This is a genomic window from Rhodococcus sp. LW-XY12, from assembly GCF_019317345.1.
Classification (GTDB): Bacteria; Actinomycetota; Actinomycetes; order Mycobacteriales; family Mycobacteriaceae; genus Rhodococcus; species Rhodococcus pyridinivorans.
In genome coordinates this window covers 1,563,526-1,579,990 of the sequence record NZ_CP079225.1, presented here as the reverse complement: position 1 = coordinate 1,579,990, position 16,465 = coordinate 1,563,526, and the positions used below count along the sequence as shown (strand labels likewise).

Genomic DNA, 16,465 nt, shown 5'->3' with positions numbered 1-16,465 from the left:
TTGTCAGGATGTTCGTGAGACACCTGGCAATCAGCGCGGGGATCGGAGCACACCAATGATCGACATCCCTGTTGGGCGGACCCGCACCGGCAAACGCGCGTTCTCCATCGCCTACAAGATCGAGTTCCTACGGCAGTGGGACCAATGCATCGAAGTCGGTGCCAAGACCCGCCTACTGCGCGAGACCAACCTCGACTACGCCACCATCGCACGTTGGATCCACGCCCGGGATTCGGGAGACTTGGAAGCGTCGATGGTGACCGCAGCAGACAAGTCGAGGGACCGAGTGGACAGTCGAGACCGTGCGGAGCTGGCCAAACTCCGCAAAGAGAACGAACGCCTCCGCGAGAAGGTCGCCCAGGGCGACGCCGCCGTGGAAATCCTGGGAAAAGCATTCGAGCTCTTGCAAGGGATCACCAAGAGCTCGACCGACGAGGACCCGCAGATCCCGCCGTCGTTGATGAGTGCCCGCGAGTACGCGCAATGGCTCGAACGCCGAGGACTGTCCTGACCGACACCGTCACCGCGTTGGCCGCAGCCGGCGTGCCGATCGTGCGTGGCTGCGCATTGCTGGGGATCCCCCGGGCCCGCTACTACCGGGAGGTGCGCGGGTATCGGCACTATCGGCCGGTGTCCGATCCGATCCGGCAGCGGGACCGGCACCAGCCGGCCGCGTTGTCACCGGCCGAGAAGGACACCATCGTCGAGGTGATCCTCGCCGAGGGGAACACCCATCTGTCTGTGTGCCAACTGTATTGGCGGTCCTTCGATGAAGGGCTGGTGGAGTGTTCCCAGTCGAGTTTCTATCGAGTGGCGCACTCGCAGAACCTGGTCGGGGACCGACGCCGCAGCCGCAGCGGCGGCCCGGGATCGGGGATCAGCCGCCGCAAACCGGTCGTTCCGGCTCCGGCGGTGGGCACATTGTGGTCGTGGGACATCACTGTGCTCAAGGGGCCACGCACCCAGGACCGGTATCTGCTGTATCTGGTGATCGATGTGTATTCGCGGTTCCCGGTGGCCTGGCGCATCGAGTACGCCGAGACCGCCGCTGCGGCGGTGGAAATGTTCACCGAAGCGTTCACCGCGTTCGGGGCACCGACGGTGCTGCACGCCGACAACGGGGCCTCGATGCGCTCGACCGCACTGCTCGATGCGCTCGACGAGCAGCAGGTCCTGCCCTCGTACTCACGGCCGCGGGTCAGTGACGACAATCCGTTTTCCGAGTCGTTGTTCAAAACCATCAAGTACGACCTGTCGTGTCCGCACCGGTTCGACAGCATCGACCATGCCCGGCGGTGGACCGAGGAATTCATGACCCGATACGCCCTCGAACACCGCCACAGTGGGTTGGGTCGACACACCCCCGCGTCGGTGTTCCTCGGCACCGCCGTCGAGGAACACCGACGCCGGCAGGACCGACTCGACCGGATCCATGCCCGGCACCCGCAGCGGTTCCAGCGCCGGCCGCTGGCACCACCACTACCTCGACCGACCGGAATCAACATCACCCATCTGTCTCAGACAGGTTGACAACTTCCGAATTGCCGTAGCGGATGACCATTCCTGTAGCGGATGGACGATCACATGATGTGGTGCCGACCCACCGGCAGCACCAGCGGCTTGCCGGAGACCGGATCGGAGATGACGCGGCTGTCCAGACCGAAGACCGCCTTCACCGTCTCACCGGTGAGCACGTCGGAGGGATCCCCCGACGCGTAGATGCTGCCGTCGGCCATCGCGACGAGGTGGTCGGCGTACCGCGCGGCGAGGTTGAGGTCGTGCAGGACCATGACGATCGTCGTACCGCGATCGCGGTTGAGGTCGGTGAGCAGGTCGAGGACCTCCACCTGGTGGCTGACGTCGAGGAAGGTGGTGGGTTCGTCGAGCAGCAGCACGTCGGTCTGCTGCGCCAGCACCATCGCGATCCACACGCGCTGCCGCTGACCGCCCGACAGTTCGTCCACGGAACGCTCGGCGAGTTCGGTGGTGTGGGTGGCGGCGAGTGCATCGGCCACGGCCGCGTCGTCCTCGCGGCTCCAGCGCGAGAGCACCCGTTGATGAGGATGCCGACCGCGGCCCACGAGGTCGGCGACGACGATGCCCTCGGGTGCGATCGGCGACTGCGGCAACAGACCGAGGGTGCGGGCGAGTTTCTTGGCGGGCAAGCGGTGGACGTCCTTGCCGTCGAGCAGGACGTGGCCGCCGCGCGGCGACAACAGTCGCGACATCGACCGCAGCAGCGTCGATTTCCCGCACGCGTTGGCGCCGACGATGCACGTGATCCGACCAGGCGGCACCTTCAGATCGAGATTTTCGACGACGGTGCGGTTGCCGTAGCCGAGTTCGAGATTCTCGGCGATCAGGGTGTGCGTTGCGGTCACAGCGAGCCTCCCGCGCGGTTGGAGCGAATGATGAGGTAGACGAGATAGGGCGCGCCGAGCGCACCCGTCACCACCCCCACCGGGTAGCGCGTGCCGAAGGCGTATTGGCCGACGAAATCCGCGACCAGCACGAGCAGCGCCCCGACGAGTGCCGCCGGGACGAACAGCGACGTGCCCCGCCCCACGATCCGCGCGGCGATCGGGCCGGACAGGAAGGCGACGAATGCGATGGGTCCGGCCGCGGCGGTCGCGAACGCGATGAGTCCGACCGCGGAGACGATCGCGAACACGCGTGTGCGTTCGACCCGCACGCCGAGTGCCTGCGCGGCATCGTCGCCGAGCTGGACCATCGACAGGTTGCGTGTCTGCACGAGCAGCACGGGCCCTAGCACCAGGAGGGCGGCGACGACGGGCACCGTCGCACCCCACGTCGCACCGTTGAGGCTGCCGGTGAGCCAGCGCATCGTCTCCTGCAGATCCCAGGTCGCCGCGGTGCTCAGCAGGTAGGAGGTGACGCTGTCGAGCATGGCGGCGATACCGATGCCGATGAGGATCAGGCGTGTGCCCGCCACCCCGCCGCGATAGGACAGGCCGTAGATCAGGAGAGCCACGGCGAGACCGGCGACGATCGCGACGACCGACACCCCGGTGCCACCGAGTCCGAGCACGATGATGGCGAAGGCCGCCGCGGCGCTCGCGCCGGAGCTGATTCCGATGATGTCGGGGCTCGCGAGCGGGTTGCGGAGCATCGTCTGGAAGGTGATGCCGCCGAGCCCGAAGCAGACACCGGCGACCACCGCGAGGACCGCGCGGGGAAGTCTCAGGCGTCCGACGGTGAAGGTCGCGCCGGCCACGTCCTGTCCGAGGACGACGCGCAGCACGTCCGCGGGCGGATAGAACGTCCGGCCGAACATCAGACTCGCCGCGAAGGCCGCGACCACGAGGGTTGCGAGCACGGCGATGACGAGACGGCGTCGGCGTCCGCGCCGTATCCGGCTCGCGGCGAGGTCGTCGATGCCGGTGTCGATGGTCTCGAGTGTGGCGGTCACAGTTCGCGCAGTTTCTGCCGTCGGACGATGTACACGAAGAAGGGCGCTCCGATGAGCGCGGTGATGATGCCGACGTCGATTTCGGCGGGTCGCGCCACGATGCGGCCGACGACATCGGCGGCGGTGAGCAATCCCGCGCCGACGAGAGCGGAAAACGGCAGCAACCACCGGTTGTCGATGCCGATGAGCAACCGGCACAGGTGCGGCACGACGAGGCCGACGAACGCGATGGGGCCGGCGATGGCGGTCGCCGCCCCGCACAACAGCACCGCACCGAGCGAGGCGATGCCGCGGGCGAGAGCGACCCGTTCGCCGAGGCCGGCGGCCATGTCGTCGCCGAGCGCGAGCGAATTGAGGCTGCGCGCCGACAGCAGGCAGATGGCGAAGCCGAGGACGAAGAACGGCAACGCCTGGGAGATGGCGTCGAAGTTCGCTCCACCCACGCCGCCGATCTGCCACGACCGCACGCTGCCGGCGATGTCGCCGCGCGGCAGGATCACGGCGGTGACGAACGACGCGAGCGCCGCCGAGGTGGCGGCACCGGCGAGGGCGAGCTTGAGGGGTGTCGCTCCCCCACGCCCGAGCGACCCGATCGTGTAGACGAACACCGCAGCGGCGGCGGCACCGATGATCGCGACCCAGATCATCGACGTCTGCGTCCACAATCCGAACCATGCCATGCCGATCACGACGGCGAGCGAAGCACCCATGTTGACGCCGAGAATGCCCGGGTCCGCCAAGGGATTACGGGTCACCCCCTGCATCACGGCGCCGGCGAGACCGAGCGCCGCGCCGACCAGCATCGCGAGCACCGTGCGCGGGATGCGTTTGGCGATCGCGCCCTGACCGATGTTGTCGGTGGCGCCGCCGAGAGCCGCGACGATGTCGGCCCAGTCGACGTTGCGCGAACCGATCGTGATCGATGCGATCACCAGCAGGACGAGCACACCGAGCAGAACGAGAAGCCAGACGGAATTGCCGATGGTCGAGCGCCCCTTCTCGGAGGCGCTCGGCATCGACTCGTCGTGTAGTGCGGTCACTCCGCGTTCGTCTTGGCAGCTGCGTCGGAGAGCAGCTGGACGTAGTCGGACAGAACCCAGGAGATCGCCAGCGGCGTCGGGTTCGCTGCGGTGCCGAGCGGCCCGGAGCCGTCGAGGAAGACGATCGAGCCGTTGCGGACGGCGGGCATCTGCGACAGCAGCGGGTCGGCCTCGAGCGCGTCGACGAGTTCCTGGTCGCCGTAGGTGACGATGATCTGCACGTCGTCGAAGACGTCGACCTGCTCGGCGCTGACCTTCTTGGAGAAGGCGTCGTCGGTGGAGGCGTCCGCGACGCTCTTCGGGGTGGCCAGTCCGAGGTCCTCGAAGAAGGCGGCGCGGGTGTCGTTGGCGGTGTAGAAGCTGACCTGGCTCAGGTCGGCGGTGTCGACGTGGGTGAGGAACATCGTCGCCTTGCCCTCGAGTTCGGGGTGGGCGGCGGCCGCGTCGGCGATCTCCTGTTCGAGGCTCGCGACGAGCTCCTCGCCCTCCTCGGCCATGCCCAGGCCGGCGCTGTTGAGCTCGATCATGTCGCGCCACGAGGTGGCCCAGGGAGCCTCCGGGTACGCGACGACGGGAGCGATCTCGCTGAGGGTCTCGTAGTCCTCCTGCGTCAGACCGGAGTAGGCGGCGAGGATGACGTCGGGGTTCGTGTCGGACACGGCCTCGAAGTCGATGCCGTCGGTCTCGTCGAACAGCACGGGGGTCTCGGCGCCGAGTTCCTCGAGACGTTCCTCGACCCACGGCAGCATGCCGTTGCCGTCGTCGTCACCGAAGTTGGCGGCTGCCATACCCACGGGTACGACGCCGAGCGCGAGCGGCACCTCGTGGTTGGCCCAGTTGACCGTGGCGACGCGTTCGGGTTTCTCGTCGAGGGTGACGGTGCCGAGCGCGTGCTCGATGGTGATCGGGTACTCGCCCGAACCGGCGGAGCCGGAGTCGGCGGTGTCCGAGGAGTCGGAGGATCCACAGGCGGTGAGACCGAGGGCGACCGCGACGGATGCGGCGGCGATCGTCAGGAGGCGCTTCGAACGCATGGAGGCAGAACTCACTCTCGTACGGGGTGGGGGCTCGGCCTTACCACTGGCGGCAGTTAGGCGAGGTTTGCCTAAACCGTAATGTTCGCCCGAATCCGACGCAATCGCTCGATCGGGACATCCCCTGTAGCGATCGGGACATCAGCCCACCCGGAACATTCCCGGTGTCGTGCCGGTGACCCTGCGGAAGGCCGCGCCGAACGCGCTCGCCGATCGGTAGCCCACCTGTTCGGCGACGTCGTCGACATCCGTGCCGTGGCCGAGCAGCATCACCGCTCGCTGCGCACGGACCGCCGCGACCCAGCGTCCGAGACTCAGGCCGGTCTCCGCCCGGAAGGTGCGGGTGATGGTGCGGGTGCTCACCCCGAGTTCGGCCGCCCAATCCGAGAGCGTCCGCGGATCGCTCGGGTCCTCGGCGATCGCCTCGACGATCGGTCGCACGACCGTCGACGACGGCACCTGCACCATCAGTTCGTGCTCGGCGGGGGTGAGCACGTCGAGCACCATGCGCTCGGTCAACGACCGCGACTCGTCGCCGAGACGATCGTCCGCCAGCCGGTCGAGCAGCAGTCGCAGCAGGGGTGCCATCTCCACCGCGACCGGACCGTCGGACAGCGAGGGAGCGGAGTCGATCCCGAAATGCGCGGTGCGGTAACAGGTTCCGGCGGGCATGACACCCCAGTGCAGCAGGCCCGCCGGAATCCACAGTCCCATCGTCGAGGTGATGGTCCATGTGCGCGACCCGATGGTCGCGCTGGACGCACCCCGGTCGTTCCACAGCAACTCGTGCGTCGGGTGCGAATGCGGCTCGAAGCGGGTCTCGCGGGAGACGAGTTCGTCCATGCCTGCGATGACGAACCGCACGTCGATCTCGCCGGCCTCGTAGACCGGCAACGTCCTGCTCTCCGCCGCCTCGACACTCTTCACTCGGCCTCCTCCGCTGCACGACGACGACAATCCTCACACGTCGCGCTGCCGAGGCGCCGGTCAGGACAGGATCTCGACGTACCCTTCCGTGCCGTGCACGCGGATGCGCTGTCCGTCGCGGATGATGCGGGTGGCGTCCTCCACGCCCACCACGGCCGGCAGCCCGTACTCGCGCGCGATCACCGCGCCGTGCGTCATCACGCCCCCGACCTCCGTCACCAGCGCGCTGACGGTGACGAACGCCGGGGTCCAGCTGGGGTCGGTGAACGCGGTGACCAGGATGTCGCCGGGTTCGAGCTCGGCCCGGTCCAGGTCGGTGACCACGCGGGCGCGGCCCTCCACGACACCGGTGGACACCGCGATACCGGGTAGCGCCCCGTCGGGCAGGCCGTCACGGCTGTACGCGCCGGTAAGCGTCTCACCTGTCGACAGCAGCACCCGAGGCGGCGTGAGCGTGGCGAACGATGCGAACTCCCGCTTCCGCTCCGCAACGAGGTCACCGACCGGTTGTGGCGCGCGCACGACGTCCTCGAGTTCGTCGAACCGCAGGAAGAAGATGTCCTCCTCGTCGTCGATCACCCCGCCTCGGACGAGACGTTCCGCCTCCCGCAACAATGCCTGCTTGTAGACGAAGTAGCGGCCGATCATGCCGTACTTCGGATACTCCCGATATCCCGCGAACGCGCGGACCCGGTCGACGAGCCTCTCGATCTCCCGCTCCTTCTGCTCTCCGTCGGGCAGACCCCGCACACGTTCGAGGAGTTCGCGCTTCTTCGCCTCCGCCTGGCGGCGACCCTCGTCGAAACGCTGTGTCGCGGCACCGGGTTCGAAGTTGTCGAGATTGCTCACGATCATCGGCACCAGCATCGTGGGGCGCTCACCCCACCTGGGCCGGGTGATGTCGATTTCCCCGACACACCGTCTGCCGTACTTGCCGAGGAAGTCATCGAATGCCGCTCGCATCTGCGGTCCGCCCTCATGTGCGCCGAGTTCGTCGAGGAAGCGTGCGTCGTCGAAGCCCTCCTCGTCGACCTGCCGCAGGAACGCCACGACGCCCGGGTACGGACGTGCGGCATCGGCGACGTCGAGCAGCGCCAACCCCATCTCCGAGGTGACATTGTAGGGAACGGATCGGGAGACGACGTCCGCAACGTTCTTCTCCCCCAACCATTCCTGACCCAGCTCGTTGAGCCGCTCGGCCGCCTGCATTCCGGCAGCGAGCACCTCTCCGACCTCCTTACCGAACAACGAATCCTGCAGGTTGCAGATGTCTGCGCGGATGAAATCCAGTAGTGCCGAACCGGTTTCGTTCTCGATGAGACGCGCCGACTCGGCGATCGCGGCCTCGTTGCGCGCAACGAGTTCTGGTACGACGGCCGGGTCGATCTCGTCCGGGGCAGGTGGCAGACCGACCCGCGCGGCAGCAGGATCGTCCGGGTGCGTCGGGACGAATCCTCGATCGAGCACGGTTCGGAGCGCGTCGCCGAAGAGCGGGTCGGACCTGCCGATCATTTCCACGATGCCCGGTCCCTGGGTGGGTGAGGCCAGCATGGGCGTGACGTCGACGAACAGCCGTCCACCCGCGTGTCGCATGGGCGCACGGCTGGTCAACTGCCACACGGAGATTCCCAGCGGCTTCAGCGGATCGGTCATCATCTGCTGGTGACCGACGGAGAGGTAGACGTGGTTGTCTTGGTCGCCGGCCTCCGGGATGGGGAACAACGTGGTGATCGGTCGGCTCTGCACGATGTGGAAGGCGCCGTCGGCCAGGCACCATTCGATGTCCTGGGGACGCCCGAAGTGCGCTTCGATGCGCCTGCCCAGCTGCACGAGTTCGACGAGGTGCGTGTCGGTCAGCACGGGCGTCTCCTGACGCTGCGTCCGGTCCACGACCTCGCCGGCACGCACCGCGTACGCGTCGGCGTTCACCAGACCCGACACCAGGTCGTCACCGAGCCCGGCGACCGCATCCACTCGGGACACCGTGCGGTCCGAGGTGACGGGATCGGCGGTGAACAGCACACCCGCCGCCTGCGGGAACACCATCCGCTGCACGACCACCGCCATGTACACCTTCCGGTGGTCGAAGCCGTTGCTGATCCGGTACGCGACGGCGCGGTCGGTGAACAACGACGCCCAGCACCTGCTCACATGCCGGAGAACGTCTTCGACGCCCCGGATGTCCAGGTAGCTGTCCTGTTGCCCCGCGAACGACGCTGTCGGCAGATCCTCGGCGGTCGCGCTCGAGCGCACCGCGACGGGCACGCCCTCCCCGAGTTCGCGGACCCGCGCGGCGATCTCCTCCGCGATGTCGCCGGGGATCGTGCACTCCTCGATCTCGGTACGGATCTGCGAGCTCAGCGCTGCGATGTCGTCGGGTTCGGCCTTCGAGAGTCGCTCGAACAGGTCCTCGACGCGCGGTAGCTCGGAAAGCACCGTTCTGTAGGCGTCCGTCGTCACGCAGAACCCGTCGGGCACGTCGACGTCGTCGATGTGCCACAACTCCCCCAGACTCGCTCCCTTGCCACCGACGATCGGCACCGCTGTGCGGTCGATCTTCCGAAAATTCTGTACATAGGCCATTCCGGCTCCCCACCTGCGACTTCGATGTTGTGTGGGCGAGTATGAACCCCATTTTCGATCCTCATGAGGGCCGAGGATCCTGTATAACGTGAGAGGGGGAAAGACGAATCCGGTCTCTACAGCGGCGCGCCGAACTGCGAGCTCAGCCGCAGTGCCTGGTCCGCCACCCGTTCCGCCAGGTTCACCCGCTGGTCGAGACTGCCGGTGAGCAGCACCCAGGAGCGTCCCGTGGCAGTGAGAGCGTCGACGAACCACTCCGTCATCTGCGCGCGGATGTGTTCGCCGTCCCGGATGCCGTCCTGCACGAACGGAACACCCTCGTAGTCGGTGAGCAGGTACAACGCTCGCCGGTCGCGGACACCGCGCCACGCCCGCTCGCTGCTGCCGAGATAGCGTCGCTCCCAGACGGTGGTCGCGAACGCGTCGGTGTCGCAGACGAGTAGCGGGGACCCGTCCCGTGCCGCATCTTCTTCGAGTCGCGTCTGTTCGACGGCGATGCTCTCGAAATCGTCTCCCGTCCAGACGATGTCGCTCACGCCTCCGGTGCCGAGCTTGTCGCAGGTGACCTGCCGTCCGTATTCCGGCACCCAGTCGGTTCGTTCCCACACACCACCGCGATTTCGGAATCGACGCACCAACTCTCGGCTCACGGTGGTGGTACCCGTGGATTCGGCGCCGAGGACGACGATGCGGGTCGCGAGGCCGGCACGGGCGGGTGCGTCGAGATCGTCCCAGTGCCCGGCGAGATCGTTGCGGCAGGCCGTGCCGGAGGAGGGATGCGCGACACGCAGCGGGTCGACGCACACGTGTGTGGCCGAGAAGCGTCGAGCGAGCTCGTCGCCGTACTTCTCGCTGGAGACCACCGCATCGACCGGAACATCGGTGACGGTGCGCGCGGCTGCTTTCATGCAGGCGACCTGCGCGATCCATACGGTGTCCGATTCCAGGTCCATCGGTGCGTCGCACGGAATCCCCGTCACGGTGACCGTCGTGTCGACGGCGTGTGATTCGCGCATCCACGACACGCGGTCACCCAACGGAATCGTCTCTGCTGCAGAGGACATGACGACGACGGTGACGCGTTCGGCGATTTCCGCAGCGCGCCGGACGAGGTGATGGTGACCGACGTGAGGTGGATAGAACTTCCCGATGACGAGTGCGTGCCGATACATCACTGCACCTCCACCAGTTGCCGCTCGACCGCCATGGAGCGTCGCCAGGCAACCAGGCCCCGAATGCACAGGAGCAGGAAACCTGCGTAGAGCAACGCCGTGAGCGTCAGTCCCTTGTGCAGGTAGAGCGGGATGTAGATCAGGTCGGCGACGATCCAGAGCAGCCACGACTCCCACCGCTTCTTCGCCTGCCCCCACGTCGCGAGCAACGACAGCACGGTGGTGGTCGCGTCCCAGAACGCGACGGTCGAGTTCGTCGCGACCTCCAGCAACGCTGTCAGCCCGATCACCGCAGCGACACCGACGACCGCGAGCACGCTCCACTCGGTCGTGTTCGTGCCCGTCACCGGCAGGGCATCCCCGTCCCTGCCCCGCGCCCAGTTGCTCCAACCCCACACGGCGAGCACGATGTACACGACCTGCAGTCCGGAATCGGCGTAGAGCCCGGCGGTCGCGAAGAGCAGGATCCACACGAGGTTGTTGGCGATCCCGGTCGGCCAGTTGAGGATCGACTGCCGTCCCACCAGATACACGCACCACGCGCCGCTGACGAAGCCGAACACTTCGGTCCAGGTGGTGGGCGTACCGAGTGCGGTGAATGCCGTCGAGTTCAGAAATGCGATCATCATCGCCGCCTTTCGCTTGTGGCAGCGATTAGATCATGTTTGCTCTAACTGATGCAACGGTGAAATCGACTTCGGTGTTCTCGACGGCGCTATACGACGTCGAGAACACCGAAGTTTCGGAGGATCAGCGGGGGTCGGGGCCCTCCACGAGCGGCAGGGATTCGTCGGCGGTCCACGCGTTGAGCGAACCGTCGTACACCGCAACGTCCGACCGACCTGCAGCTGCGAGCGCGTGCGCGAGTCCGGAGGCCGCGATGCCGCGATGCCGCCGCCACAGTAGGTCACCGGCTTGACGTCCGGATTCAGGGCACCCGCCTTGTCGAAGATCTCGCGCAGTTCCGCCGCCGGCTTCAAGCGTCCGGTCGACGGGTCGACGAGGTCGCCGAAGGGGATGTTGATGCTGCCGGGGATGTGGCCGCGTCGCGGGTAGGACGGGCTCTCACCGCGGTAGGTCGCGGGGTCCAGGGCGTTGATGATCAGCGTGTTCGGGTCGTCGAGCGACGCCGCGATCTCCTCCGTCGACCGCACGAGTTCGGGCCGGTGCTGCGAGGTGAACGTCGCACCGTGCGGGACCACCTGCTCGTCGGAGAGCGGATAGCCGGCAGCCTTCCAGGCGGGCAGTCCGCCGTCGAGCACTGCGGCGTCGTCGAAGCCTTCGAGCCGCAGCTGCCACCACAGTCGCGCGGCCCAGATGCCGTTCTTCTGGTCGTACAGCACCACGCGGCGGCCTTCACCGATGCCGACCGCACCGGCGGCGGTGGCGAACCGGTCCGACGACGCCGCGGTGAACGGTTGCGGTGCTTCGTGATCGGAGAAGTCCGTGAACAGGTCGGCGTAGACCGCGCCGGGAATGTGTTCCTCCAGATAGGTCGCCAACCCGGGTTCGATGTGCACGGACCCGTCCGGCGGCGTGCTGAGGTGCACGGTGGCGTCGACGATGACGAGGTCCTCGTCCCCCAACTGCTCGTACAGCCACTCCGCGGAGACGGTGTTCGACTTCGTGTCGCTCATCGAGGTCCTCCTCTGCTCTCGGTATCTCCTTCCAGTAGAGCAGCCATACGACTTGGGTGGGTTCGTCCCCGCTGAGCGGTGTCTAACCCACCGAGATCGAGCGGGTGTTCCAACTGTCCTCGACCACCCGCGGCTTGCAGGCCTGATAGGCGCCGGCCACCAGTACCGCGACGGCGACCGTCATGAAGGCGAACGAGGCCGCCCAGCCCGAGGTGAGGTCGTGGAAGACACCGAACAGCAGCGGGCCCAGGCACGCCACGGTGTAGCCGACACCCTGGGTGAATCCCGACAGGGCTGCGGATCCGGCGTGGCTGCGGGAGCGCAGATTGATGAGGGTCAGGGCCATCGGGAACGTGCTCGGCCCGAGTCCGAGCAGCACGATCCACAGGATCGGTGCACTCATCGGCGCGATCCACAGGCCTGCGAAGGCGACGAGGAAGCACGACGCGCACGCCACGACCACGGGGAACGGATTCGTCATCCGCGCGCACAGCGACGGAGCGCCGAATGCGGAGACCAGTCCGAGCAGGGCGAACAGCCCCACCATCGCGCCTCCGAAAGCGGGGCTGGCACCGGCGTCGGCGAGGATGTCCGGGATCCACGTGAACATCGAATAGGTGACGAGCGACGTCATGCCGAACATGCCGACCATCCCCCAACCCACCGGCGACCGCCAGACCCTGCTGTCGACGTTCCGGTCGACGGGAGCCACTTCCCCGGCATCGGCATTCCGATGACGCAGCAGCACCCACACCCACGGAACGGCCGCAGCGAATCCGACGAGCGCCCACACTCCGAGCGAGACGCGCCAGCCGAAGGCGTCGGCGAGAGGAACCGCGACGAAGGCGGGCACGATGGTGCTCAGCTGCACGCCGACGATGTACACCGAGCTGACGAGTGCCAGCGTGTCGGAGAAGTAGCGCTTGACCAGAGGAGGGATGACGACGTTGCCGATGCCCATCCCACCGAGCGCGAGCCCCGACAGGAGCAGCAGCGACCAGGTGTCGGTCATGAGCGCGCGGGTCGCCATGCCCACGCCGGCCATGAGCATGGCGATCAGCGCGGTGCGTTCGAGTCCCCATCGTCGGCCGAGCGCCGGGGTGGCGAGGCCGAAGGCCGCGAACATCGCGGTCGGGATCATGCCGAAGACACCGACGACCGTGGACGAGAAGCCGATCTCCTCACTGATCTGCGCGGCGAGCGGGCTGAACGAGGTGACCGCAACTCTCAGCACGAGGGCCGACATCGCGATCGCACAGAACACCAGCAGCCGGCCACGCAGAAGACTCACACCGGAAATCATAGGATGATGGGATGACTTCGGGAAAACCTGTTCAGCGAACGAACCTGATCGAGCAGGTCACCGAGCAGTTGCGCAGTGAGATCTGCAGCGGTCGCTGGAAGGTCGGTGAGAAGATCCCCACCGAACCGCACCTGTGCGAATTCACCGGCACCGGCCGCAACACCGTCCGCGAAGCCGTGCAGGCCCTCGTCCACACCGGCATGCTCGAACGTCGCCAGGGCTCGGGCACCTACGTCCTCGCGACCTCCGACGTCACCGGCACCCTCGGCAAGTATTTCGCCACGGCCCACGAACGCGATGTGCTCGAACTGCGGCAAGCCCTCGACGTCACCGCCGCCGTCCTGGCCGCGCGCCGGCGCACCCCCGACGACGTGGCCCGGCTCGAACAGTTGCTCGCCGAGCGCAACCGATTGTTCGCCGGATCCGACATCGACGCCGCGGTGGCCGCCGACGTCGCCCTGCACCGCGGCATCGTCGAGGCCAGCCACAACGCGGTGTACCTCGAGTTCTACGACTCGCTGCTTCCGTCGATCCGCCGCACCATCGACCGGCACGTCCGCGTCACGGGCCTGGGTTTCGAACCCGAACACACCACCTTGGTCGCCGCCGTCATCGCCGGCGACGAGGACGCCACCGTGGAGGCGGCGCAGGGGCTCTTCGCGGAACTCACCGACTGACGCCGCCGCTCATCGAACCCCGGCCGAACGCAGGCCGTCCGCGAGGGTGTACGCCTCCGGAGAGCTCAGGAGAAGTTCGTCGAACTCGACGCCCGGGCCGCCCAGCGCGACGCGCAGCACCGGATGGCCTCGCTTCATGACGACCAGGCGTTTGATGCCGCGCGGGTGCCGGAAGGTGCCCACCTTCAAGAAGCCGGAGATCACCATGCCCGATCTGATGCCGAGGATCTCGGACGTCCATCCCGGAAGGACCTCCACGCCGGTGATCGCCGAGATCGGCACCTCCATCGCGGTTCGGCGGACCATGAAGGCTTCCCACCGAGAGAAGGACAGGTGGAGGGTTGCGTTGTCGTATGTCGTTCGGGCCATGACGTCGGACCTTCCGTCGACGGTAAACTGACTACAGCACTGAGAACATTATCACGGTGATAACAATGATGGGTAGGTACCGATGGCGAAGACGTCCCCGATCGCGGAAGTCGTGCTGCACCCGGTTCGACTGCGGATCGTGCAGCAACTCGGAGGACGGCAGCTGACCACGAGCGAACTCCGGTCGGCACTCCCCGACGTCACCCAAGCCACGCTCTACCGGCACGTCGCAGCATTGATCGACGCCGAGATCGTCACCGTCGTCGACGAACGTCGCGTGCGCGGAACCGTCGAACGCACCCTCGCGCTCGGCGACCGCATGGCACACGTCGGCCACGACGACCTCGCCGCGATGAGCGACGCCGAACTGCGCAATGCCTTCATCACCTTCCTGGGTGCGCTCGGCGAGAGCTTCGACAAGTTCATCGGGGACGACGACCGGAGCCTGCGGGACTATCTGGGTTTCGGGACCACCCCGCTCTACGTCACGACCGACGATCTCGCGGAAATCCAGAGCAGGCTCGCCGACATCCTCGCCCCGTATCGCACGGATACCGGTGACGACCGGATGCGCATCACCCTGACGACCGCGGTGATACCGGTTCCTCCTGGCACCGCGTCCGAAGAGGGGTAGGGCTCGGCAGAGGAACAGACCTCAGCGGAACTCGTCGACGTGCGCGTCGGCCCACTGCGCGAAGATCGTCGTGGGCCGGCCGAAGTCGAACCGATGTCGGACGGTTACGCCTTCCCGTACCGTGTCTGCGGGAGGTAGACATGACAGTTGCCGGTACGTTGTTCCGTCTCGCAGGCCCCTTCAACTCCATGGTCATGGCAGCCGCCGGTCTACCCGTCATCGGTAACCGGATCCGCAGCTATGTCGCACCGATCAGGTACACGGGTCGAAAATCCGGCAGGACGATCACGTTGCCGATCAGTTACCGACGTTCGGGCGACTCCGTGATGATCGGCGTCGCGATGCCCGACGAGAAGTCCTGGTGGCGCAACTTTCTCGGCGCCGGTGCTCCCATGAGCATCCAACTCGACGACGAGGAACGCACCGGCCACGCCGTCGCGACACGCGACGAACGCGGTCGCGTCGAGGTTGTGCTGCAACTCGATCCCGCCTGATCCGGTCATCCGAGACGAGCGGGGCACTCAGCGGCACAACGCGGCATATCATTCCGGTGAACAACGCGCGTAACAGAATTCGGCGGCGGTAACCTGAGCGGTACACGACATCATCACGATGCCGTTGGACACCATCCGGAAAATTTCGCTGGGATCCCCTCGGAGGCCGACGTGCGTGGATTCGGTATCGATCTCGGAACAGCCAACACCGTAGTCGGAACGCCCGACGAGGGCATAGTGCTCAACGAACCGTCGCTGATGATGGTGCGGACGAAGGAACCGCGCCGAGCGCTCGCGATCGGCAAGGAGGCGAGTGACCTCGTCGACCGCACACCCGGTGGGATCACTCCCGTCCACCCGATACGCGACGGGGTGATCGTGGATCTCGACACGGCACGGACATTCGTCACGGCCGTGCTCGCCCAGCTCGCGCCCCGACGTCGCTACGGCATCCGGCCCGTGGGCGTCATCGCAGCTCCCGCCGGGGCCACGCCGCTCGAGCGTCGTGCGCTGCTCGAGGTGGGGCACGAGGCCGGTCTGCGGAAGGTCGGGTTGATTCCCGAGCCGGTCGCCGGTGCCATCGGGTGCGGGATCGACCCGCTCGAGCCCCGAACCCATCTCGTCGTCGACATCGGCGGCGGCACTGCGGAAGTCACCGCTCTCTGCTACGGCGGTGTCCTGTCGCACCGCAGTTGCCGCATCGCCGGGGACGACCTGACGAGCGCGATCCTCCGGTATCTCCGCGCCGAACACCAGATCATCGTCGGCGAACTCACTGCCGAGCGCGCCAAGGTGGGTGCGCCCGAGACCGCCGACGAACGGTCGCTCGTGGTGGAAGGTCGCGACGCCGCGACCGGCCGCGCGCGTCTGGTGACACTCGAGACCGAAGAGATCATGGATGCGGTCCGGCCCACCACGACGAGCATCGTGCAGACGCTGTCGAGCTGCCTGGACGACCTGCCGCCGCGCGCGATCAGCGACGTGATGGCCGAAGGCATCCTGGCGATCGGCGGCGGATCGATGCTGCGCGGCGTGCCGCAACTGCTCGAGGAGGCCTTCGGCCTGCCGGTGAAGACCGCCGAGCGTCCGCTCACCTGCGTCGCCGAGGGCGCGACCTCGTGCATCGAGCACGCCGACGTGATCGCCGCCTACGCCGCCTGACCTG

The 16,465-nt window shown here is 67.1% G+C and carries 16 protein-coding genes and 1 pseudogene; 6 read left to right on the top strand and 11 right to left on the bottom strand.

Annotated features, from left to right (window positions below; translation table 11 throughout):
- Positions 1 to 55 precede the first annotated feature (55 nt).
- A complete protein-coding gene (locus tag KXC42_RS07395; RefSeq protein WP_039583527.1) occupies positions 56 to 511 on the top strand; it encodes a hypothetical protein in 456 nt (151 codons plus the stop codon).
- Positions 484 to 1,530: a DDE-type integrase/transposase/recombinase gene (locus KXC42_RS07390; RefSeq protein WP_219129769.1), complete on the top strand. Its 1,047-nt coding sequence runs from the start codon at positions 484 to 486 to the stop codon at positions 1,528 to 1,530. Before KXC42_RS07395 ends, KXC42_RS07390 begins: the two co-directional genes overlap by 28 nt.
- 50 nt (positions 1,531 to 1,580) lie before the next feature.
- Here the strand turns inward: KXC42_RS07390 and KXC42_RS07385 are convergent, their stop codons facing one another.
- The 10 genes and pseudogenes from KXC42_RS07385 to KXC42_RS07340 all read right to left on the bottom strand — a co-directional run bounded on the left by KXC42_RS07385 (position 1,581) and on the right by KXC42_RS07340 (position 13,126).
- Complete coding sequence (locus tag KXC42_RS07385; RefSeq protein ID WP_088898748.1) at positions 1,581 to 2,381, bottom strand: ABC transporter ATP-binding protein; 801 nt, start codon at positions 2,379 to 2,381, stop codon at positions 1,581 to 1,583.
- Positions 2,378 to 3,430, bottom strand: coding sequence for a FecCD family ABC transporter permease (locus KXC42_RS07380; protein WP_371746918.1), 1,053 nt, complete (start codon positions 3,428 to 3,430; stop codon positions 2,378 to 2,380). Before KXC42_RS07380 ends, KXC42_RS07385 begins: the two co-directional genes overlap by 4 nt.
- Positions 3,427 to 4,446, bottom strand: coding sequence for an iron ABC transporter permease (locus KXC42_RS07375; protein WP_071936347.1), 1,020 nt, complete (start codon positions 4,444 to 4,446; stop codon positions 3,427 to 3,429). The genes KXC42_RS07380 and KXC42_RS07375 overlap by 4 nt, the downstream gene beginning before the upstream one ends.
- A gap of 20 nt (positions 4,447 to 4,466) precedes the next feature.
- Positions 4,467 to 5,504 carry an iron-siderophore ABC transporter substrate-binding protein gene (locus KXC42_RS07370; protein ID WP_039583813.1) on the bottom strand — a complete coding sequence of 346 codons (1,038 nt, stop codon included), beginning with the start codon at positions 5,502 to 5,504 and terminating at the stop codon, positions 4,467 to 4,469.
- A gap of 141 nt (positions 5,505 to 5,645) precedes the next feature.
- The gene (locus tag KXC42_RS07365) at positions 5,646 to 6,431 is read right to left on the bottom strand and encodes an AraC family transcriptional regulator (RefSeq protein WP_219130112.1); all 786 of its coding nucleotides are present in this window, start codon (positions 6,429 to 6,431) and stop codon (positions 5,646 to 5,648) included.
- A gap of 60 nt (positions 6,432 to 6,491) precedes the next feature.
- Positions 6,492 to 9,014: a rifamycin-inactivating phosphotransferase gene (gene rph, locus KXC42_RS07360; protein WP_219130111.1), complete on the bottom strand. Its 2,523-nt coding sequence runs from the start codon at positions 9,012 to 9,014 to the stop codon at positions 6,492 to 6,494.
- A gap of 116 nt (positions 9,015 to 9,130) precedes the next feature.
- The gene (locus KXC42_RS07355) at positions 9,131 to 10,186 is read right to left on the bottom strand and encodes an AAA family ATPase (protein WP_219130110.1); all 1,056 of its coding nucleotides are present in this window, start codon (positions 10,184 to 10,186) and stop codon (positions 9,131 to 9,133) included.
- Positions 10,186 to 10,815 (bottom strand): nicotinamide riboside transporter PnuC, encoded by a 630-nt coding sequence (gene pnuC, locus KXC42_RS07350; RefSeq protein WP_219130109.1) that lies wholly within the window; start codon positions 10,813 to 10,815, stop codon positions 10,186 to 10,188. Before pnuC ends, KXC42_RS07355 begins: the two co-directional genes overlap by 1 nt.
- Positions 10,816 to 10,936: 121 nt before the next feature.
- Positions 10,937 to 11,823, bottom strand: a pseudogene (locus KXC42_RS07345) (sulfurtransferase).
- 82 nt (positions 11,824 to 11,905) lie between these two features.
- Positions 11,906 to 13,126 (bottom strand): MFS transporter, encoded by a 1,221-nt coding sequence (locus KXC42_RS07340; protein ID WP_219130108.1) that lies wholly within the window; start codon positions 13,124 to 13,126, stop codon positions 11,906 to 11,908.
- A gap of 11 nt (positions 13,127 to 13,137) precedes the next feature.
- Between KXC42_RS07340 and KXC42_RS07335 the strand changes: the two genes are divergently transcribed.
- Positions 13,138 to 13,803: a FadR/GntR family transcriptional regulator gene (locus KXC42_RS07335; RefSeq protein ID WP_006552827.1), complete on the top strand. Its 666-nt coding sequence runs from the start codon at positions 13,138 to 13,140 to the stop codon at positions 13,801 to 13,803.
- A 9-nt stretch (positions 13,804 to 13,812) separates the two neighbouring features.
- Here KXC42_RS07335 and KXC42_RS07330 read toward each other — a convergent pair whose 3' ends face one another.
- Entirely contained in the window at positions 13,813 to 14,172 is a 360-nt protein-coding gene (locus KXC42_RS07330) for a hypothetical protein (protein ID WP_006552826.1), read from the bottom strand.
- A gap of 82 nt (positions 14,173 to 14,254) precedes the next feature.
- Here KXC42_RS07330 and KXC42_RS07325 point away from each other — a divergent pair, with 82 nt between their 5' ends.
- The 3 genes from KXC42_RS07325 to KXC42_RS07315 all read left to right on the top strand — a co-directional run bounded on the left by KXC42_RS07325 (position 14,255) and on the right by KXC42_RS07315 (position 16,461).
- Positions 14,255 to 14,806: a helix-turn-helix domain-containing protein gene (locus KXC42_RS07325; RefSeq protein WP_094980715.1), complete on the top strand. Its 552-nt coding sequence runs from the start codon at positions 14,255 to 14,257 to the stop codon at positions 14,804 to 14,806.
- Positions 14,807 to 14,946: 140 nt separating this feature from the next.
- Entirely contained in the window at positions 14,947 to 15,300 is a 354-nt protein-coding gene (locus KXC42_RS07320; RefSeq protein ID WP_006552824.1) for a hypothetical protein, read from the top strand.
- A 171-nt stretch (positions 15,301 to 15,471) separates the two neighbouring features.
- Positions 15,472 to 16,461, top strand: coding sequence for a rod shape-determining protein (locus KXC42_RS07315; protein ID WP_064061373.1), 990 nt, complete (start codon positions 15,472 to 15,474; stop codon positions 16,459 to 16,461).
- Positions 16,462 to 16,465 lie beyond the last annotated feature (4 nt).